This window comes from Undibacterium sp. Rencai35W (genome assembly GCF_049340185.1).
In the GTDB taxonomy this organism is placed as follows: domain Bacteria; phylum Pseudomonadota; class Gammaproteobacteria; order Burkholderiales; family Burkholderiaceae_D; genus Undibacterium.
This window is the reverse complement of sequence record NZ_JBMPPC010000007.1, coordinates 236,980-257,122: the sequence shown is the minus strand read 5'-3', so window position 1 is coordinate 257,122 and position 20,143 is coordinate 236,980. Positions and strand designations below refer to the sequence as shown.

Genomic DNA, 20,143 nt, shown 5'->3' with positions numbered 1-20,143 from the left:
TAGACAGATTTACCAGGTCAAAAAAAGTAGCAAAAAATAGTAAAAAAAGTAGTTTCCGGCACGGCGAATACAATCAGTCTTTCATCGCGAATTGCACGCAATGATAGTACCGGCAGTATTCGCCTTGCTGTTATATTGATGAGTTTTTTAGCCGAAGTTTTGCTTAATTTATGCAATACAGTCCACCACCTCTCTTCAAACAAGGCGCATCTGCCCGCGCCAAAGTGGTGTTCTTCACGATTCTGGCAATTTTCCTTCTCGTTGTTGATTCCCGCCTGAAGACGCTGGTTTTTGCACGCCAGGTGTTGGCTACGGTGCTGTATCCGATTCAGATTGTTGCTGTCATGCCGCGCGATGCTGTGCTCAGGGTCTCTGACTTCTTTACCTCGACTTCCACTCTTGAAAAAGAAAATGCGACGCTCAAGCGTCAGCAGACGTTGAATGCCGAGGCATTGCAGCAAAACGGACAGCTCTCCGCCGAGAACGCACATTTGCGAAAAATGCTGGACGTCCGTGAACGCCTGCCAGTCAAATCCATCCTCAGTGAAATCATTTACGATGCACGCGATCCCTTTACCCGCAAGATCATTGTCGATCGCGGTATTCAGCATGGTGTGGCGCTGAGTCAGCCAGTGATTGATGATCTCGGTGTCGTCGGACAGATTACCCGGGTTTTTCCGATGACGGCCGAAGTCACTTTGCTGACGGATAAAAATCAGGCGATTCCGGTGCAGATTGCCCGCAACGGCTTGCGCAGCGTGGTGTATGGACGCGGTCAGCCTGGTCAGTTGGACATGCGCATGACGACGAATGCAGATATCCAGAAAGGTGATGCTCTGGTTACCTCCGGTATTGATGGCGTCTATCCGGCCGGGCTTGCGGTCGCTAAAGTAGCGCAAGTGGAGAATAAGGCGGCAACGCCATTTGAAAACATTATTTGTGTACCTTCTGCGGGGATAGAAAAAAACCGGCAATTATTGATATTGCTGGTTTCTACCAATAATTTATCTCGTCCGGATACGGAAGATATTCGCGTCAAAAAAGAAAAAATCAATCGTAAAGTTACCCGTGATGCCGCGCGAGAATTAGCGGCAGAATCGCCGGACGGTATGGTGCAAAAACCTGTAGACGGACCGAGACCTGCAAATCCTGACATACAGAACGCGCTGGTTAAAGATAGCAAAGACGTTGGCAAGGACGCCGTGAAGGATGCCGCCAAAGATGTCGCTAAGGACACTCGCAAGGAGACGCCATAATGAATAGCCCGCACTATATTTTGTTGCCGGTGAGTTCGACCTTTATTGCAGTGAGTCTGGTCTGTGCTTTCTTCCTGAATTTTTTGCCTTGGGGTGCCTGGATCGGCGTGCCGGATTTTGTTGCTTTGGTGCTGGTGTTCTGGAGTATTCATCAGCCTCGCAAAGTAGGTATTGGCGTGGCCTTTGCCATGGGTTTGCTGATGGATGTACATGATGCGATTCACCTCGGTGAGAATGCGCTGGCCTACACTTTGCTGTCCTACTTCGCGATCACCATACACCGGCGCGTACTCTGGTTTAATCCTTTGACGCAGTCTTTGCATGTGCTGCCGTTGTTCTTGTTTGTGCAGGCAACTCAAGTTGTCGTGCGTATGCTGGTTGCGCCGGATGCGCAGTTTCCCGGCATTCTGTATTTCTCGGAAAGCTTTGTCACAACCTTGCTATGGCCGGTCGTTACCTGGTTATTGTTAGCACCGCAGCGTCGTGCGGTTGATAAAGACGATACCCGCCCCATTTGATCCAGATTTAATCCAGGCTTGTCTCTTGGATAGAAACAGATATGACCGAACTCAAGAATACCGAACGTGAACTCTATCTGTTCAGGATGCGCCTGTTTTTTATCGGCGCGTTCGCTGTTTTCTGTTTCATTGCTTTAATCTCCCGCTTTGTCTGGTTGCAGATTGTCAAACATGATGTGTATGCGCTGCAAGCCGATGAGAATCGTATTTCCATCGTTCCTGTGGTGCCGAACCGCGGCTTGATTCTCGACCGGAACGGCGCCATTTTGGCCCGTAATTTTTCAGCGTACACCTTAGAGATTACGCCATCGAAAATTTCCAGGGATCTGGATATTGTCATTGACGAGCTGGCGATGCTGATCGACATTCAACCCAAGCACCGCAAGCAATTTCGTAAGCTCATGGAAGAGTCCAAGAGTTTTGAGAGTCTGCCTATCCGCACCAAGCTGACCGATGAAGAGGTGGCCCGGTTTACGGCGCAGCGCTTCCGTTTTCCCGGTGTCGATATCCAGGCCCGTCTGTTCCGTCAATATCCTCTGGGTGACGTGGCCTCCCATGTGATTGGTTACATTGGCCGTATCAGTCAAAAAGATGCCGAAATCATTGATGACAGCGAAGACGGGGCGAACTATAACGGTACCAGCTACATCGGCAAGGAAGGTCTGGAAAAAAGCTACGAAAAATTGTTGCATGGCACGACCGGCTTTGAGGAAGTTGAAGTCTCAGCCGGTGGCCGTGCGGTTCGCACTTTGTCGCGGACTGCTCCGACCTCGGGCAAGAATCTGATTCTGTCCGTTGATATCGAACTGCAAAAAATTATTGAAGAGGCTTTTGGCGACAGGCGCGGCGCTCTGGTTGCGATTGAGCCGGCCACAGGCGACGTACTGGCATTTGTATCTAAGCCGACCTACGATCCTAATTTATTTGTCGAGGGGATTGATCAGCAAAGCTGGAATGAGCTGAATACCTCAGAAGACCGGCCTTTATTGAATCGTCCACTGACAGGGGCATATCCGCCGGGGTCGACCTACAAGCCGTACATGGCGCTGGCGGCACTGGAGCTCGGGAAGCGTACACCAAGCCAGGGCATTAACGACATCGGCTATTTTATGTTTGGCGGACATCGCTTTAATGACGATAAGCCCGGCGGTCACGGTTACGTCGATATGTATCGCTCCATCGTAGCCTCCTGCGATCCCTATTACTATATTTTGGCGAACGATCTTGGCGTTGATGCGATCCACGATTTTATGGCGCCATTTGGTTTCGGCCAAAAGACAGGGATCGATCTGGAACATGAGAAACAAGGTGTGTTGCCATCGACAAGCTGGAAGCGTTCGGTGTATAAAAAACCGGCACAACAAAAATGGTATGCCGGCGAAACAATTTCACTCGGGGTAGGCCAGGGCTATAACACCTTTACGCCTTTACAAATGGCCCATGCGATGGCAACTCTGGCGAACGATGGTGTCGTGATGAAACCGCATCTGGTGAAGATGACCGAGGATCCGCAGTCGCATGCCAGAACGCTGACCGTCGCTAAAGAAAGTGCCCGCATCCCTTTGAAGCAGGAAAATATTGATGTCATCAAAAAGGCCATGGCAGGTGTCATGACGGATCCTAATGGTGGTACTGGTTATGGTGTATTTCATACTGCGACTTACCTGGCAGGAGGTAAAACCGGCACGGCGCAAGTTGTTGGACTGAAAAAAGGTGAAAAATATGACGCTAAACGAGTCGCTGAGCGCCAGCGGGATCACTCATTGTTTATTGCATTCGCTCCTCTGGATAAGCCAAGAATCGCCATTGCCGTGATTGTAGAAAATGGCGGTTGGGGATCAGAGGCGGCCGCACCGATCGTCCGCAAAGCGCTTGATTATTATTTGCTTGGTAAGCGCCCGCTGGATAAAGACAAAACACCTGTCATCAAAGGCGATGCCCTGACGACGCGTGCCGAGTCGGAGCTTAAAGCCGATGCGGAATCAGAAGGTGGCCCGCAACCGGGCGGACAGACACAAGGCAATAAGGACTAAGCGATGAACAATCACCGAGTTAACTGGCAGTCGCTGAAATCGCGCTTCCTGGTATTCGATCCTGCGCTGGCGATGATCATTTTTTTGATCATGTCGATTGGTATCGTGACTTTATATTCTGCCGGGATTGATTTTCCGGGGCGGGTAGAGGATCAGTTACGTAATATCCTGATTTCTTTTGTGGCAATGTGGATCGTTGCCAATATTCCCCCTCAAACCCTGATGCGGTTTGCTATTCCGATTTATACATTTGGTGTTGCCTTGCTGATTGCGGTTGCCGCTTTCGGCATGGTGAAAAAAGGAGCGCGTCGCTGGATTAACATCGGTACTCCGGTGCAGCCATCCGAGATGATGAAGATCGCTGCACCGTTAATGCTGGCCTGGTATTTTCAAAAGCGCGAGGGTGCGTTGCGCATGCAGGACTTTGTGATCGCGACCGTGATTTTGGCGATACCGGTGGGCCTGATCGCCAAGCAACCGGATCTGGGAACCGCCTTACTCGTGGTTGCCGCCGGTTTTGCAGTTATTTTTCTGGCGGGATTATCATGGAAAATCCTGATCTCTATTGCCGTGTTTGCTGCGGTGACTGTGCCTACGGTGATCTGGCCTTATTTATTGCATGACTATCAGCGTGACCGTGTCCTGACGATGCTTGATCCCAGCCGCGATCCGTTGGGTAAGGGTTTTCACATTATTCAGGCGACGATCGCCGTGGGTTCCGGCGGCGCGACGGGTAAGGGCTGGCTCAAAGGCACGCAAGCGCATCTGGAATTTATTCCGGAAAGAACGACGGATTTTATTTTCGCGGTGTTCTCCGAGGAATTTGGGTTCATCGGTAATTGCGTACTGGTCGTGCTGTATTTCTTGCTGATCATCCGCGGCCTGATGATTGCCGCAAACGCGCCGACTTTGTTTGCGCGACTGATGGCGGGGGCAGTGACGATGATTTTCTTTACCTATGCTTTTGTTAACATGGGTATGGTCAGCGGTATTTTGCCCGTCGTCGGTGTGCCTTTGCCGTTCATGAGTTATGGCGGTACCGCGCTGATGACGCTGGGTATGGGAGCCGGTATTTTGATGAGCATACAAAGAAACCGCAAACTGGTGCAGACATGATGGACCGCCGTTTTCAGCTTGCGCGCAACGGGTCTTTGCTGATCACTGCGACGTTCCTGGCTGCATGTGGCAGCGCTCCTAAGCAAGCCGTTGTGAATGAGCCGCGTCCATCTGCGCAAGCTGCGGGAAAGCCTGTTGGCAATGCATCTGCCGTGCCTCAGCTTCCCAAAGCCAATTCCGGTAAAGGTGCCTATTACAAAGATGACGGCCCTGGGGATAATCCGCCCGAAGGATTGGAAAATACCGTTGAGCCGATTCCGGCTGTGGAAGCATTTTCCCGCTCAGGCAACAAGCCCTACGTTGTTTTTGGCAAGACCTACACACCTTTAACCGATACTGCGACACCGTTCGTGCAGCGCGGCGTCGGTAGCTGGTACGGTAAAAAATTTCACGGGCAAAAAACCTCGTCCGGCGAACTGTATGACATGTACAAAATAACGGCAGCGCATCCGGTATTGCCGATTCCGTCGTATGCACGCGTCACGAATCTGGCGAATGGTAAGCAGATCATCGTCAGGATCAATGACCGGGGACCATTTCACTCCAGCCGTATCATCGATTTATCTTATACCGCAGCACTGAAGCTTGACTATTTAGGGAAGGGCAGCAGTCAGCTGGAAGTCGAGCGTTTATTGCCTGAAGATATAGAGCGCATGGCGGAAAACCGCAAAAATCAGGGGCCGGTGCTCGTGACGAAAACAGCTCCGGCATCGACCTTGGCATCGACCGTACAGGTGCCCGGTGCCGTGAGTGAGCCGACGGCAAAGCAAATCAGTATGGAAGAATTGTTAGCTCAGCAAAGTAGCAAGCCTGTTGAACAATTTGCTACAAGCAAGGAGGCAGCGACGTCTTCTAAAGCGCAATTAATTAACGCCACGACCGATACTGGTATTGGTGCCGGAACTAGTGCAGTTGCCGGATTTTATATTCAGTTCGGTGCGTTTGCGATACGGGCAAATGCAGAGGCCGTCATGTCAAGGTTGAAGACGCAGGCGGAGAGCCGTTTGCCAGGATTCGATATCGTGCAGCAAGGGAGTTTATACCGGCTGGTCAGTGGTCCTTTTTCTAGTCGTTCTGAAGCGTCTGCAGCGATCGTGCAAACCGTCGATTTAGGCATCGCTAAGCCGATTGTGGTGCAACGCTAGTGTTGAAAATTGCTAGTTCGTTGCATCATCAATGTGACGCAGTATCAGACTGAATGTGCCATATTTCTCACTATATTTTTTTGCGATATTTATTCAAGGAATCTGCCATTCACCGCACTATCGCCGGTATGTCTTAGTCATCTTGGCTTTCGTCAGCCTGTTTCATTTCCAGCGCGATCTGATACAGAGCATTTTTCTTTTGGCCGGTGATTCTGGCGGCTAACGAGGCGGCCTGCTTCACTGAGCATTCTTCCAGCAAGATGCTCAGTATATGGCGCGCTTCGACCTGTTCATCATCCTTTGCAAGCGGCGCAGCTTCCAGCAAAATAACGTATTCCCCTTTTTCACGATGCGGATCGGCGCTCAGCCACCCTGCCGCCTGTGCCAAAGGGCAGCGATGAATTTCTTCAAACAATTTAGTCAATTCACGTGCGAACACGATTTGCCGGTCCGCCTGAAAGACGGCTTGCAAGGCGTTGACTGTCTCGGTAATCCGATGTGGCGCTTCGTAAAAAATCAGTGTGGCAGGCACGCTGAGCAGATGACGTAAGCTGGTTTCGCGCTGTCCTGCTTTCGCAGGCAAAAAGCCGACAAAATAGAACTGGTCATTGATCAGGCCACTGGCAGACAGTGCGCTGATCGCGGCGGAGGCACCGGGCAATGGCATGACTTGCATGCCGTTCGCGCGTACCAGATCCACAATCTTTGCTCCCGGATCTGATACGCCGGGCGTCCCCGCGTCCGAAACCAGGGCAATACGTTCACCCGCTTGCAGACGGCCTAGAATTTTTTCAGCGACCTCGCGCTCATTGTGCTGATGCGCGGCGATCAAAGGTTTGTTGATGCCGTAGCGACTCAGCAATTGGGCGGTATTGCGCGTATCTTCGCAGGCAATAGCGTCTGCCAGTCCCAGCAAATGCAAGGCTCTGAGGGAAATATCACAGACATTTCCTATCGGTGTGGCAACTACATATAATGTGCCGACAGGATAAGTCTGGTGAGCGACCGCATCCATGACGGGCGAGTTGACGAGCAGATACGGTTCGGATGGATGCATGCGAGTTCACTTCAGTTTGATCAAATAAGGATTGTACGACAATGGCGGAGCAGAGTTGGTTATCAAAGCGGCTGGCATCAGTCAGAACCAGTCGCCAGAGAACAGGTGATGAGGGTGAGGAGCAGGCACTTACTTATTTGCTTCATCAAGGATTGAGCCTGGTGCAAAGAAGTTTTTCGTGTAAAGGCGGGGAGATAGATCTCATCATGCTGGATCGTGCAACGCTGGTGTTTGTTGAAGTCCGAGCCCGGAGCGGCCAGCAATTCGGCGGTGCGGTTGCCAGCGTCACGCCAGCCAAACAACGTCGTATGACGCATGCCGCACAAGTCTATTTGCAACAACAATCGACGGAACCCGCTTGCCGCTTTGATCTAATCGCGATTGATGACGGGCATATCAACTGGCTGAAGAATGTGATCGTTGCCTGATGCTTTGCTTTACGCTTGTAGCCGGTTGTGTCCAACAAGATAATACATATACCAAAATTCCTCGTCAGATAGATGACGCTTTTCTAGTGAACCCGCATAGTATTGCGGCATTAATAGCAAGTTCCTAAACCGCATCCGCAATCAGGACGCGCCTTCTGGCATGAAATGCTTCCACAAGCCGCATCCAGCCTGCGGATTGACGCAGGTGGAAGGACGTAGTCACAGGGTAGTGACACGAATGATTTAGAAAAGGGATAACCTGCTTTATAATCAGCGCACCATGACAAATCAACGCATCCTTGCGCACTTCCAAGAGAGTGCCGAACTCAAAATCCAAGCGGCCAGTGTTCTGGCTCGTCCTATTGAACAAGCAGTGGAACTAATGTTCTCCGCGCTGTCTAACGGTAACAAGATATTGGCCTGCGGTAATGGCGGTTCCGCTGCAGATTGCCAGCATTTTGCTGCGGAACTGGTCGGGCGGTTTGAACGTGAACGCTTGCCTTTGCCAGCGCTGGCATTGACCACGGATACGTCCATTCTGACGGCGGTAGCGAATGACTACAGCTTTCAGGAGGTATTTTCCAAGCAGGTACAGGCTTTCGGCCAGGCAGGCGATATTTTGCTGGCTTTATCGACGTCGGGCAATTCCGCCAGCATCGTGAATGCCGTCAACGCTGCCATTGAGCGTGATATGCGCGTGATTGCGCTGACGGGCAAAGGCGGTGGACAGATCGGTGAAATTTTGACGGATGCGGATGTCCATATCTGTGTGCCGCATGACCGTACTGCCAGGATACAAGAAGTCCATTTATTAACCATACATTGTTTGTGTGACGGCATCGATGCCGCTTTATTCGGAGGTGATGCAGATGATTAAAAATTTATTCCATAAATCAGCGCGACCGTTACTGGCGATCAGCCTGTGCTGCGCCGCAGCCGTGAGTTTGCAGGGTTGCGTAGAAATGATGGTAGGCAGCGCGGTTGTCGGCACGTTTGCCGCGACGGACCGGCGTACTTTCGGTGCGCAGACCGAAGATAAGTCGATCACGCTCAAAGGCGAAATCCGCATGTCGCGCACTTTTGGCGATGCTGCGCATATCAATGTCAGCAGTTTTAACCGCCGCGCTTTACTGACCGGTGAAGTCGCCGACGAACAGACCAGAGCGAACGCTGAGCGTGAGATGCGTGCGATCGAAGGCGTACAGGCGGTACAGAATGAATTGCAGATTGCCGGATTGTCGAATTATTCGGCACGTTCCAGCGACGCCTTAATTACAACCAAGGTCAAAGCCTCATTTGTCGATACGAAAGATTTATACGCGAGTGCATTTAAAGTCGTAACTGAGGCAGGTACCGTCTATCTGATGGGACGCGTCACTCAGCGCGAAGGCAATCTGGCCGGTGAGGTTGCCCGCGGCGTGAATGGCGTACGCAAAGTCGTCAAGGTGTTTGAATACATCTCCGAAGCCGAATTAAAAGAAATGCAGGCAGCACCGAAGAAACAAGAACCAGTGCAATAAACTATCTGTAACGGTAAGTACGAGGCTGATTATTCAGCCTCTCTTTTTTATCAGGGGAATATATGTCAGCACTCATCGTTTTAATCGTCATTATCGCAGTGGTCGCGTTCTGGGCAGTCGGTGCATACAACCGTCTGGTGAGTTTGCGTAATCGCTTTAAAAATTCTTTTGCGCAAATTGACGTGCAGCTCAAGCGCCGCTATGACCTGATCCCTAATCTGGTCGAGACCGCAAAAGGCTATATGAAGCATGAGCGTGAGACCTTAGAGGCGGTAATTGCTGCACGCAATCAGGCGGTGACCGCCAATACCAAGGCTGTGAGCGACCCTTCTGATGCCGCAGCAGTACAGCAACTGGCGGCAGCCGAGGGTACGCTGACAGCATCCCTTGGAAAAATGTTTGCTTTGTCGGAAGCTTATCCCGATCTGAAGGCCAATCAGAACATGATGCAACTGACAGAAGAGCTGACTGGTACCGAGAATAAAATTGCCTTTTCACGTCAGGCATACAACGATAGCGTGATGCAGTACAACACGTCGATAGAGCAGTTCCCGGGTTCGGTGATTGCCAATATGTTCGGTTTTAAACCAGGCGAATTATTGCAGGCAACAGAATCAGCAGAAGAACGTAAAGCAGTGAAGGTGTCGTTCTGATCGCGATCTATTTCTCTTTAGCTGTCTGAATCCGCATGGATTTTTTCGAGCAACAAGACCAGGCTCACCGCCAAAGTAAAAAACTACTATTTTTGTTTTTTCTGGCGGTGATTGCTATTGTGCTCGCAGTTAACTTTAGCCTGGCATTAGTCTGGATCTGGTCCAGCGGTCAGCGTTTCGCCGGACTGCATCATTACCCCCGTGGATTTTTCTTTTTAAATACCGGCCTTACTTTATTGTTTATCGGTGGCGGTACTGTATTTGAAATGTTCCGCCTGCGTGACGGCGGCGATGCGGTTGCCGAGATGGCTGGCGGACGTTTGGTGATGCCATCATCTCAGGATCTGCAAGAGCGCCGCTTGCTGAATATCGTCGAAGAAATGGCGCTGGCATCCGGTATCGCCTGTCCCCGCGTCTACATCATGGATCATGAGGACGCGATCAATGCATTTGCGGCGGGCTATCATCAGAATGAGGCGGTAGTCGCCGTGACGCGAGGCACCTTGTCGCGTCTTAGCCGTGATGAGTTGCAAGGGGTGATCGGACATGAGTTTAGTCATATCCTGAACGGCGATATGCGCATGAATATCAAACTGATCGGCGTTCTGTTTGGCATACAGATGATTGCGACTTTTGGTCAGGAGCTGATGTATTGGGGTGCGCGTTTTGGTTCATCGCGCAGCCGTGACGAAAAAGGACCATCGGCACAAATGATTCTGCTGGTCGTGGGCGGCGTCTTGTTTGTGGTCGGTTATGTAGGGATATTTTTCGGACGGTTGATCAAATCAGCGGTATCGCGTCAGCGGGAGTTTTTGGCAGATGCGAGCGCCGTGCAGTTCACCCGTAACCCGGATGGTATCGGCGGTGCGCTGCGTAAAATTGGCGGACTAACGCGCACGAACGATTGCGGCTCACGCATCGACAATCCGCATGCAGAACAGTTTTCGCATATGTTCCTGGGCGCTGCCAGACCGAATCTGCTGGATGGATTATTTGCGACGCATCCGCCTTTGCAGGAGCGCTTGCGTCGGGTGTACGGCAAGAGTGTTGAATTCCTGGATGCAAGCGAAATTGTAGAAACCGATTCAAATGCGGGTTTGCCTGAGGGCATGTATGGCTTCGGTGCACGTAATGTCTTATCCGCACAGGCTGCCAGAGTCGCTGAGGTCCGTCATGTCAGTGCGGATACGGGCAGCGCAGCTATCGCTTTTGGTAACCATAGCCAATCTCAACCTCAATCTCAGCCCCAACCAGGTTTACCTGCGGAGTTGCTGAACAACTTACGTGAGCCTGCAGGAGCTGCCGCGTTGGTCTACGCTTTGTTGCTTGATCGTAGCGAAGCTCAGGGCTATGCCGCGCAGATACAGCTATTGCAGCAATCAGCGCAGTCGCAATGTGCGCTGGCCACGATGTTGCAAGATCATGTCGACCGTCTGCCTCGCAGTGTCCGCTTGCCTTTGCTTGACTTGGCGATGCCTGCGTTGAAATTATTATCGCCTGAGCAAAGGGGCATCGTCTTATCCAATGTACACAAGCTGATTGCTGCTGACCAGAAAATGACACAGGCAGAATTTGTGCTGCAGACGGTACTTGAGCGCAGGCTTGGTCCAATGGCGGGACGTGCCGTACCGATACGCTACACGCAACTGACTCAACTAAAGAAAGAAGCGGCCTTATTATTGTCACTGGTGGCTCAAACTGCCTCAGGCAAACAGGCTGCTGATTTTGTCGCCAGAGATATCTTCCTGCGCGCTGCGAATAGCATGCCGGAGCTGGGGCTGAGTGCCGGTGATATGCAGATGATGACGGCTAGTGCGGCGCTAGGTACTGCGGGTGCAGCGAATGCGGCGGCAGAAAGCCCGGATTATTTTGAAGTCAAACAAGCGCTGGATAAATTGAACCAGCTGGCACCGCTGGCCAAACCATTTCTGATACGCTTGCTGCTTGCTGCCGCCGGTGAACAATTGAGTATTGACTCCGCCGACATACTGCGTTGTATCTGTGCGGCGATTGATGCCCCGATTCCGGACAAAGTCGCCGCGAGTTACTCGGTCTATTCGATTACATAGCAGGTTTGGCCGGCACTACATGGCGTCTACGTGCGGCCGACGATTGCCGCGGTTGCCATCAGATCATCAATCAAGGCCAGAGAATTTTTCCCTGACATACGATGAGGATGAAGTTCTGGCAAAGCCGAATATTTCAATAAAATCGATGGATTGATTTTCCCCAGATTTGCCTGTCCCATGGTCCAGCCTGCATAGCGCCGTTCATTGATTTCTTCGTAATGCAGCAGCGTCACATCGGTATGGCGCGGGTCGCGCAATATATGTCCGTACAAGGTATTGACTGCTTCACGTCCACCTTCTAATACTTGCATAAAGACCTGATCGCTGTGACATAAAATGCCGGTAATACCGTTAGCCGGATTGTGCGTGCGCGACTGCTGCATGATGCCTTGAATCATGTCGCACATCTGGTTATCGACGGCACGGCTGGCATATAAAAGTCGGACTAGCATGATGTTCTCTTTTAAGTTGGTATGAGCGTAGTGGGAAAGACAGATTATCGGTATTGCGCTACCGGTCAACGCTTGATCAGAGATAAAAATTCACGGCGCAAATTCGGATCTTTTAAAAAAGATCCGTGCATGACGCTGTTGATCATTTTGGCATCCATGTCTTTGACGCCGCGCCAGTGCATGCAGAAATGGTCTGCTTCCATCACAACGGCAAGACCATCCGGTTGCATTTTTTCTTGCAAGGTATCAGCTAGCTGCACTACCGCTTCTTCCTGAATTTGCGGCCGGCTCATGATCCATTCGGCGATCCTGGCGTATTTCGACAAGCCGATCAGGTTCGAATGCTCGTTCGGCATGACGCCGATCCAGACCTTGCCGATAATCGGGCACAGGTGATGCGAGCAGGCACTGCGTACCGTGATCGGTCCGATGATCATCAGCTCATTCAGGTGTGATGCGTTCGGGAATTCGGTGACTGGTGGCATGCTGACATACCGGCCTTTAAAAATTTCATTCAGATACATCTTGGCGACACGGCGACCGGTATCCTGTGTGTTGTGATCACTATCAGTATCAATGACCAGACTTTGCAACACACCTTTGAGTTTTTCTTCGACTTCGTCAAGCAACTGATCCAGTTCGCCAGGCTGGATAAACGCGGCGATATTATCGTTCGCGTGATAACGTGTTTTGCTGGCTACAATGCGTTCGCGGATACGCTGCGAGATGGGGACGCTAACTGGAGTAAGAGCCGTAGTAACGACTGTAGTAACAGCTGTAGTAGCAGGAGTGAGTTCAGTTTTCTGATCAGATGGCATAGTGGGTGTCCGGGATGATGTCTGTTTCAGGCAAATTGACGAGGATTATCGACCTCTCTCTTTTCTTTTTGCCTGAGATGCTGGATGACGATGCAGAACGTCATCAAAACGCTATGGTAACTGAATTGTGGATATCGGGTTTTGTAGCGCTTCCCGTTCCGCTTTCCACTCCGGCAAACAGGTGGGGCAGAAGCAGCGTGCATCCATCTCCAGTTTGCCATCGGGTAATTTTTCAAAGGCGATAGGAGGTATCGCTGTGCACCAGCAGTCTTTGCCGGTATTGTCCGCCATGGCACAGGTGAATACAGCTTGGCAGCGTGGACAAATGCTCATGACGTATGGTCCTGATCGTTGCTGTCATCCCGTAGCGGCAGCTTGCGCATTGCGCGGCGTAGCAATTGCATTTGCCCGTTAAAATTGGTGCAGCCATCGCAGACGGATAAATGCATTTTCAGACGCGCACGCTCCCCTAGGCTGAGATGCCGGTCTAAGCCTTCGGATACCATCTGGTGTGCTTGTTTGCAGGTAATAAGTAATCGCATGATTGATCGGTTTTTATTGTAATAAGTACTAAGTTTTATTCGCAAACCAGTTCAAATCCAGGCATTCACGTAAGCGTAGTCTGGCGCGATACAGCAGCACCCACAGATTAGACGTGGTGAGCGCCAATTCCTTACAAATTTCTTCGGTTTCCAATTCCAGCCACTCGCGCATCATGAATACCCGTGCTGTATTGGCGGGTAATTTTTCCAGACAGACTTCAAGTACCCGGAAAAAATCTTTTTGCTCCAGGCTAGCATCAGGATTGCCCCAGGCTTTGGGCGGTTCCTGAGTATGGCCGTTTTTGGTGAACAGGCTATCGATTAAATCGGCTTCGGACTCATCGTCATCTATTTGCAGGCTGACCTCTTTATTCGCGGCGCGCAGGCAATCGATAATCTTGTACTTCAAGATGCCCGTGACGTAGGTGCGTAAAGAAGATTGCCCGGCAAAACTGTCTGGTTTTTCAAGAACCGCCAGCAAAGCCTCCTGGACCGCATCTTCTGCCTGTGAGTCATTGCGTAGTTGCAGCATCGCGAAGCGAAACAAGACCGGGCGCATGGCTTCCAGTTGTTGATGCAAAGACGATAGTGATGTCATTTTTTTAAATTTATTCGTGGTATTCACAAGAGAGACGGCGTAAATCCTCAGCTCACCGACTGAGCAGGGAGTTTTCCCTGTAAAATTCGGGAAACTTCCATGCATATAGGATACTTTTATTATGAGTAGTGTAACCGACACAGCAGCGTCTACAGACGATAAATTGGCAGGTGTTGCGCCTGAGATCAAGGCAGAGATTCTCGCAGAAGCCTTGCCATACATCCGTAAATTCCACGGGAAAACCATCGTCGTGAAATACGGTGGCAATGCTATGACAGAAGAGCGCCTGAAGCATGGTTTTGCGCGTGACGTGATTTTGCTCAAACTGGTCGGGATGAATCCGGTTGTTGTCCATGGCGGTGGCCCGCAAATTGATAATGCGCTCAAAAAAATGGGTAAGCAGGGTACCTTTGTCCAGGGTATGCGCATCACCGATGAAGAAACCATGGAAGTCGTGGAGTGGGTACTCGGTGGTGAAGTGCAGCAGGACATCGTCATGCTGATCAATCATTACGGTGGACAGGCGGTCGGCCTGACCGGCAAAGATGGTGGTTTGATCCGTGCCAAAAAAATGATGATGCCCGATCGGGAAAAGCCAGGTCAGTTCCTGGATATCGGTTTTGTCGGTGAGATCGATGCCATTAATCCGGCTGTTGTGAAGGCTTTGCAGGATGATGCATTTATTCCTATTATTTCACCTATCGGCTTTGGTGTAGACGGTCAGGCATACAATATCAATGCCGATGTGGTGGCAGGCAAAATTGCAGAAATCCTGAAGGCCGAAAAGCTGATCATGATGACTAATATCGCCGGGGTACAAGACAAGCAAGGTAATCTGGTGACGGATTTGTCGGCGCGTGAAATTGATGAGATGTTCGCTGACGGTACTATTTCTGGCGGGATGTTGCCAAAAATTTCTTCTGCACTGGATGCGGCGAAATCCGGCGTGAATACAGTGCATATTATCGATGGCCGGATCGAACATTCCCTGTTGTTGGAAGTACTGACCGAGCAGGCGTTTGGTACCATGATACGCAGCCATTAATCGTGCAAAAATCGTTCAGAAATCGTGTAGAAAAACACGCATTTAGAAAACATGTTCATGCATAGCGGGCATGTAGTTGTATAGCGATAATAATCAGACTGATTCAGTCAATTAAACCAATAAACAGGGCGGTTATCCGCCCTTTTTCTCTTTGATGGCGCTATGAAGCAACGCACCCCGCTCTGGTTGTTTGATCTTGATAACACCTTGCATAACGCTAGTCATGCGATTTTTCCAGCGATTACGCACAACATGAATATGTTTATGGCGGATCTGCTGGGCGACGGCATTACACCGGCAGATGCGGAGACCGTCAATGCGGCAAGGCAGCTCTACTGGAAGCGCTATGGTGCAACCCTGATGGGACTGGTGCGTCATCATGGTGTAAAAGCAGATCATTTTTTACACGAAGCGCATCGCTTTGAGCATCTAGCTGATATGATTCGCGCCGAACGCGGATTGGGGCGTTTGTTAGAGCGTTTGCCGGGGCGAAAAATTTTGCTCACAAATGCACCGCGACAGTATTCACATGAGGTCGTGCGGCATCTGGGTTTGCACCGGCATTTTGCTGAGCACATACCGATTGAAGCCATGCGGGTACATGGGCAATTGCGGCCGAAACCCTCGGTGCCGTATTTGCTAAAACTGCTGGCGAGGCAAGGCGTGTATCCGCGCGACTGTGTATTGGTTGAGGATACGGTGAGTAATCTCCGTGCCGCCAGGCAGATCGGGATGCGTACGGTGCTGGTGACGGCGTATTTGCCAGCCGACAGTTTGTCGCAGAAAAAAATGTATGCCTGCGTCGATGTCAAAGTAAAATCAGTACTCGACTTACCCGATCACGTTCATCGTTTATGTTCAGCGCACTTCTAAAAAATCAATAATATGGCAACTACGAAACCTGGTGAGCGTAAGCTACAAATCTTACAAACTCTGGCGACAATGCTGGAAAATCCCAAGGGTGAAAAAATCACGACAGCCGCTCTGGCGGCCCGGCTCGACGTATCCGAGGCGGCTTTGTACCGGCATTTTGCGAGCAAGGCGCAGATGTTTGAAGGACTGATTGAATTTATCGAGGGATCGGTGTTTGGCCTGATCAATCAGATCAGTCAGCAACAAGAGGACGGTATCTTGCAGGCACAGGCAATTGCGCTGATGTTACTCAATTTTGCCGAGCGTAATCCTGGTATGACGCGGGTGCTGATTGGCGATGCTCTGGTCAATGAAGATGAGCGCTTGCAGCTACGCATGAATCAATTCGCCGAGCGGATTGAACTCGCCTTCAAGCAGTCATTGCGCCTCGCCAGCACCCAAGGAAGCGCGCTGGAATCGGAAGTCCTGCCGCGCGCTAATTTGCTGGTGAGTTTTATTATGGGGCGCTGGCACCGTTACGCCAAAACCGGTTTTAAACAATTGCCAGGCGAGCAGGCTACTGTACAGCTAAGCGTGTTGCTGGGGTAGCCGGTACCAGATTCCCGGTGGGGGCCGTAAAGATTCTCCAGGTATTCGTACCCGAGAATTTTGCTTCTTTCAAGGCCAGATCCGTATTGTGTAAAAACAGGCGCTGCTCTTTGCCATGCAAGGGGCAGCATGCCACGCCGACGCTGGCTGTGATGACCAGTTTTTTGCCGCGGACAATCAGCGGTTCACGCACTGCCTGCACCAGGCGTTCGGATAAAATTTGTGCCATCTCAACACTACCGATATTCGGTAAGATCGCGGCAAATTCATCACCATCGACCCGGCATAGAGTATCAGTATTACGCAACACATTACACAGACGATTCGCCATCGTGGTCATGATCAGATCGCCGGCATCATAGCCGTAGGCATCGTTCAGCGCCTTAAAATGGTCGATATCGATAAACGCCAGTGCGGCTAGCTGATTCGATTCAACCGCGTCTTCTACGCAATTCGTCAGCAGTCGATGGAAGAAATGCCGGTTCGGCAGTTTGGTCAGGCTATCGTGATTTTCCAGAATCGACAGACGTTGTTCAGCTTCGCGACGCTGATGTGCTTCGCTCTGGATGTCGGATTCCCAGACTTCGATATGCGCCATAATTTTATTAAAATGCTGGCTCAGGCTGCCTAGTTGCTTGCTCTCAGGATGTTGTACGCGCAGTGTGTAGTCTTCTGAATTAGCGACTTGCTCCGCGACCCGGGATAGTTCGATGATCGGCGCCAGTCGCTGTATCTGGCGTTCGGTCAGCAGGTAGACACTCGCGACTGTGCTGACGATCAGCAACAAGAGTCCCATCACCAGATGCAGCCAGAAGTCTTTATAAATCGACTCCAGACTCACATGCATCTGAATCATGCCGATGATTTCCGCACCATCCATGACAGGTACGGTGGCGGCCAGGTAAGACGATTGCAAACTCGTCTGGGCGTGGCTGACAGGCGTAATGATCGCAGCAGGATCGGGCCTGACAAAATGTGACATGCGGTTCCAGCTAATCTGAGGCACACCTTTATTGTCAAATACGTAGATGCTCAAAACATTGCTTGCGGTGCCTGCATTGAGTATCAGTTTGCGTGCCTGTTTTTGATATTCAATACTCAAATTGTCATCGAGATTGGCAGCCAGTACATTCGCTTTATACAAAGTCTCGGCACGCAGGTTTTTTTGCGTCATGTAAGTCGAGAACAATAGAAACAACACCAGCACAGACGACAGCACGATCGTGATCGCGGTCAGGTTGTCGTGGAGTAGTTTTTTTGCGAGAGGTAATCGGAGGAATGCCGTTTGCATTATCTTGTCTATTATTTGAGTTATTTTGAACGACATTATCGACCAATAAGTGTGAGCGGTGTTGTTCTTACTGAAGTCAGTATAAGATTTTGTTATTTTTATTGCAATAAAAATAATTACATCACTCATGCGCTGAATGGCGTCTGCGAGTAAACTCCTGCGCATCCTCGTTTGTCTGGAATAATCAGTGTCTTTTTTGCCCCACAAGTTACCTGCATGTTTTGCCTTGCTTGATGACGCGCAGTCGCCGGACAGCAGAGCGTCGTCACGTTTATATACGGACCTCATCAGGGTGCTGACCTGTCATGACGCAGCAACCTGGCATTTGCTGTGGCAAGAGCTGGAAATTGCGTTGCAGCAGGGGCAGTACGCGGTCGCGTTGTTATCGTATGAGACTGGCGCTGTCTTGCATGACATCGACTCGTGGAGCGGTCGGCAAATACCATCCAGGATCTTGTTATTTTCACGTTGTGAGATTGTCAGTCAGGCGCAGGTTCATTATGTGCTGGAGGCGTCGGCCATAGCCGAGGCGGAGGCTAGAGGCTCCGAGTTAGCCAGCCTTGCCGGTGTTGCCGGTATGCGCAATAGCGTAGACGAGACGCAATTCACCAAGGCTATCGATCATGTGCGTGCGTACATTGCAGCCGGAGATACATATCAGGTGAATTACACCTATCGCTTGCATTTTGATGTGTATGGCTCACCCCTGAATCTGTATCGTCGTTTGCGCCAGCGTCAGCCTGTGCCTTATGGCGCCTTGATTTGTCTGCCCGATGGCGAGGCAATATTGTCACTCTCGCCAGAGCTTTTTGTCCGTCATCAGGCCGGACATTTGCATGCCAAGCCGATGAAGGGTACGGCTGCTGCGACTGGCGATGAAGTGCAGGATGCGGCATTGGCAGAGGCGCTAGCGGCGGACGTAAAAAATCGTGCAGAGAATCTGATGATCGTCGATCTGTTGCGCAATGATCTCGGACGTATCGCGGTGCCCGGATCAGTCAAGGTACCTGCTTTATTCGAGGTCAGGCGGTTTTCCAGCGTCTTGCAAATGACGTCCAGCATTGATGCTGAGTTGCTGACAGGGACTGGGCTTGATGCTGTCTTATCGGCCCTGTATCCCTGCGGCTCTATCACCGGCGCACCAAAGCGCAGAACGATGCAGATCGTGCGTGAGCTGGAGACAGCGCCGCGCGGCTTATATACCGGCGCCATTGGCTGGTTCGATCCACCGCAAGCGTCCCACAATCTCGGCGATTTTTGTCTGTCGGTGCCAATACGCACCTTGCATTTACCCGCATCGGATAGCTTGTTTGTAAGGCCAGCTGTCATGGGTGTTGGCGCAGGTATCGTGCATGACAGCGTCGCCAGAGAGGAATTTGCAGAGTGCCAGTTAAAAGCCAGGTTCCTGAGTGGATTGGCGCCTGAATTCGAACTGTTTGAAACTATGCACGCCACTCATGCCGAGGGCTGTCGCCATCTGACACGGCATTTACAGCGCCTGCGCCAGTCGGCAGATTATCTTGGTTTCAAATTTGATGGAGATCTAATCACGCAGTCTTTATGCGCCTTTCAGGCCAATTTGCCGCCACAAGGCGCTTACCGCCTGCGTCTGGCACTTCGGGCTAATGGTCAGGTAGATATACAGAGCGCTGCGCTACTGCCATTGACGGCGCGCGTGGATGTGCTGCTGGCAAGCGGCTCCACACATAGCGACGATCTGTTTTTGCGCCATAAAACGACGGTACGCCAAGTTTATGACCAGGCCTGGAAGGCCGCTGAGCAGCAAGGCGCATTTGATATGCTGTTTTTCAACCAGCACGGGCACTTGACCGAGGGCGGTCGCAGTAATGTGTTCATCCGGAAAAATGGCAGGTGGCTGACTCCACCACTCAGCGACGGCGTATTGCCAGGCATCATGCGCGCCGTCTTGCTCGACGATCCGCAGTGGCAGGCCAGCGAAGCGCAGCTGTGCATCGATGATGTACGCGATGCCGAGGCGGTCATTCTATGCAATTCCCTGCGTGGCGTGATGCAGGCTGACCCGATATTTTCACTGTAGTGAAAATACATTAGGCCGTACAATTCTTTCGCCTAAGAAACAAGAATGTTGTATATTGATATCGCTACTGCTGTCATCTGTG

At 51.0% G+C, this 20,143-nt stretch carries 21 protein-coding genes; 14 read left to right on the top strand and 7 right to left on the bottom strand.

The genetic code is table 11. From position 1 onward, the window contains the following. Positions 1 to 170: 170 nt before the first annotated feature. From mreC to ACO0K3_RS16270, 5 genes are read left to right on the top strand one after another with little or no spacing between them, the layout of a single operon-like run. Positions 171 to 1,256 carry a rod shape-determining protein MreC gene (gene mreC, locus ACO0K3_RS16290; protein WP_422986367.1) on the top strand — a complete coding sequence of 362 codons (1,086 nt, stop codon included), beginning with the start codon at positions 171 to 173 and terminating at the stop codon, positions 1,254 to 1,256. Continuing rightward, positions 1,256 to 1,774, top strand: a complete 519-nt coding sequence (gene mreD / locus ACO0K3_RS16285) for a rod shape-determining protein MreD (protein ID WP_422957473.1) — start codon at positions 1,256 to 1,258, stop codon at positions 1,772 to 1,774. The genes mreC and mreD overlap by 1 nt, the downstream gene beginning before the upstream one ends. A gap of 41 nt (positions 1,775 to 1,815) precedes the next feature. Further along, complete coding sequence (gene mrdA, locus ACO0K3_RS16280; RefSeq protein ID WP_422986365.1) at positions 1,816 to 3,807, top strand: penicillin-binding protein 2; 1,992 nt, start codon at positions 1,816 to 1,818, stop codon at positions 3,805 to 3,807. Positions 3,808 to 3,810: 3 nt separating this feature from the next. Beyond that, positions 3,811 to 4,923, top strand: a complete 1,113-nt coding sequence (gene rodA / locus ACO0K3_RS16275) for a rod shape-determining protein RodA (RefSeq protein ID WP_422957471.1) — start codon at positions 3,811 to 3,813, stop codon at positions 4,921 to 4,923. Further along, a complete protein-coding gene (locus tag ACO0K3_RS16270; protein WP_422986363.1) occupies positions 4,920 to 6,068 on the top strand; it encodes a septal ring lytic transglycosylase RlpA family protein in 1,149 nt (382 codons plus the stop codon). The genes rodA and ACO0K3_RS16270 overlap by 4 nt, the downstream gene beginning before the upstream one ends. Positions 6,069 to 6,201: 133 nt before the next feature. On the opposite strand, the gene rsmI is transcribed toward ACO0K3_RS16270, so the two are convergent. After that, a complete protein-coding gene (gene rsmI, locus ACO0K3_RS16265; RefSeq protein WP_422986361.1) occupies positions 6,202 to 7,125 on the bottom strand; it encodes a 16S rRNA (cytidine(1402)-2'-O)-methyltransferase in 924 nt (307 codons plus the stop codon). Between the two features lie 41 nt (positions 7,126 to 7,166). On the opposite strand from rsmI, the gene ACO0K3_RS16260 reads away from it, so the two are divergent. The 5 genes from ACO0K3_RS16260 (at position 7,167) to ACO0K3_RS16240 (ending at position 11,795) form a co-directional block, all read left to right on the top strand. Continuing rightward, entirely contained in the window at positions 7,167 to 7,553 is a 387-nt protein-coding gene (locus ACO0K3_RS16260) for a YraN family protein (RefSeq protein WP_422986359.1), read from the top strand. A 280-nt stretch (positions 7,554 to 7,833) separates the two neighbouring features. Then, complete coding sequence (locus ACO0K3_RS16255; protein ID WP_422957467.1) at positions 7,834 to 8,430, top strand: phosphoheptose isomerase; 597 nt, start codon at positions 7,834 to 7,836, stop codon at positions 8,428 to 8,430. Then, positions 8,423 to 9,073, top strand: coding sequence for a BON domain-containing protein (locus ACO0K3_RS16250; RefSeq protein ID WP_422986357.1), 651 nt, complete (start codon positions 8,423 to 8,425; stop codon positions 9,071 to 9,073). The genes ACO0K3_RS16255 and ACO0K3_RS16250 overlap by 8 nt, the downstream gene beginning before the upstream one ends. Positions 9,074 to 9,135: 62 nt before the next feature. Further along, a complete protein-coding gene (locus tag ACO0K3_RS16245; RefSeq protein ID WP_422958834.1) occupies positions 9,136 to 9,726 on the top strand; it encodes a LemA family protein in 591 nt (196 codons plus the stop codon). A 35-nt stretch (positions 9,727 to 9,761) separates the two neighbouring features. Then, complete coding sequence (locus ACO0K3_RS16240; protein WP_422986355.1) at positions 9,762 to 11,795, top strand: M48 family metallopeptidase; 2,034 nt, start codon at positions 9,762 to 9,764, stop codon at positions 11,793 to 11,795. Between the two features lie 26 nt (positions 11,796 to 11,821). On the opposite strand, the gene ACO0K3_RS16235 is transcribed toward ACO0K3_RS16240, so the two are convergent. The 5 genes from ACO0K3_RS16235 to ACO0K3_RS16215 form a co-directional block, all read right to left on the bottom strand. Beyond that, a complete protein-coding gene (locus tag ACO0K3_RS16235) occupies positions 11,822 to 12,247 on the bottom strand; it encodes a BLUF domain-containing protein (protein WP_422957463.1) in 426 nt (141 codons plus the stop codon). A gap of 65 nt (positions 12,248 to 12,312) precedes the next feature. After that, positions 12,313 to 13,065, bottom strand: coding sequence for a GTP cyclohydrolase I (gene folE, locus ACO0K3_RS16230; RefSeq protein ID WP_422986353.1), 753 nt, complete (start codon positions 13,063 to 13,065; stop codon positions 12,313 to 12,315). A gap of 111 nt (positions 13,066 to 13,176) precedes the next feature. Continuing rightward, positions 13,177 to 13,398: a cysteine-rich CWC family protein gene (locus tag ACO0K3_RS16225; protein WP_422986352.1), complete on the bottom strand. Its 222-nt coding sequence runs from the start codon at positions 13,396 to 13,398 to the stop codon at positions 13,177 to 13,179. Then, on the bottom strand, positions 13,395 to 13,607 hold the full coding sequence (locus ACO0K3_RS16220; RefSeq protein ID WP_422958839.1) for a zf-HC2 domain-containing protein: 213 nt from the start codon (positions 13,605 to 13,607) through the stop codon (positions 13,395 to 13,397). The genes ACO0K3_RS16225 and ACO0K3_RS16220 overlap by 4 nt, the downstream gene beginning before the upstream one ends. A gap of 28 nt (positions 13,608 to 13,635) precedes the next feature. Continuing rightward, entirely contained in the window at positions 13,636 to 14,205 is a 570-nt protein-coding gene (locus ACO0K3_RS16215; RefSeq protein WP_422986350.1) for a sigma-70 family RNA polymerase sigma factor, read from the bottom strand. Positions 14,206 to 14,326: 121 nt separating this feature from the next. Here ACO0K3_RS16215 and argB point away from each other — a divergent pair, with 121 nt between their 5' ends. The 3 genes from argB to slmA all read left to right on the top strand — a co-directional run bounded on the left by argB (position 14,327) and on the right by slmA (position 16,711). Beyond that, positions 14,327 to 15,250: an acetylglutamate kinase gene (gene argB, locus ACO0K3_RS16210; protein ID WP_422986348.1), complete on the top strand. Its 924-nt coding sequence runs from the start codon at positions 14,327 to 14,329 to the stop codon at positions 15,248 to 15,250. Positions 15,251 to 15,412: 162 nt separating this feature from the next. Then, complete coding sequence (locus tag ACO0K3_RS16205) at positions 15,413 to 16,123, top strand: pyrimidine 5'-nucleotidase (protein WP_422986346.1); 711 nt, start codon at positions 15,413 to 15,415, stop codon at positions 16,121 to 16,123. 12 nt (positions 16,124 to 16,135) lie between these two features. Beyond that, positions 16,136 to 16,711 carry a nucleoid occlusion factor SlmA gene (gene slmA, locus ACO0K3_RS16200; protein WP_422986344.1) on the top strand — a complete coding sequence of 192 codons (576 nt, stop codon included), beginning with the start codon at positions 16,136 to 16,138 and terminating at the stop codon, positions 16,709 to 16,711. Here slmA and ACO0K3_RS16195 read toward each other — a convergent pair. Further along, positions 16,680 to 18,002 carry a diguanylate cyclase domain-containing protein gene (locus tag ACO0K3_RS16195; protein WP_422986342.1) on the bottom strand — a complete coding sequence of 441 codons (1,323 nt, stop codon included), beginning with the start codon at positions 18,000 to 18,002 and terminating at the stop codon, positions 16,680 to 16,682. The two genes, slmA and ACO0K3_RS16195, sit on opposite strands and share 32 nt — an antisense overlap. Positions 18,003 to 18,189: 187 nt before the next feature. Between ACO0K3_RS16195 and ACO0K3_RS16190 the strand changes: the two genes are divergently transcribed. Further along, positions 18,190 to 20,061 carry a chorismate-binding protein gene (locus ACO0K3_RS16190; protein ID WP_422986340.1) on the top strand — a complete coding sequence of 624 codons (1,872 nt, stop codon included), beginning with the start codon at positions 18,190 to 18,192 and terminating at the stop codon, positions 20,059 to 20,061. The last annotated feature ends 82 nt before the right edge of the window (positions 20,062 to 20,143 follow it).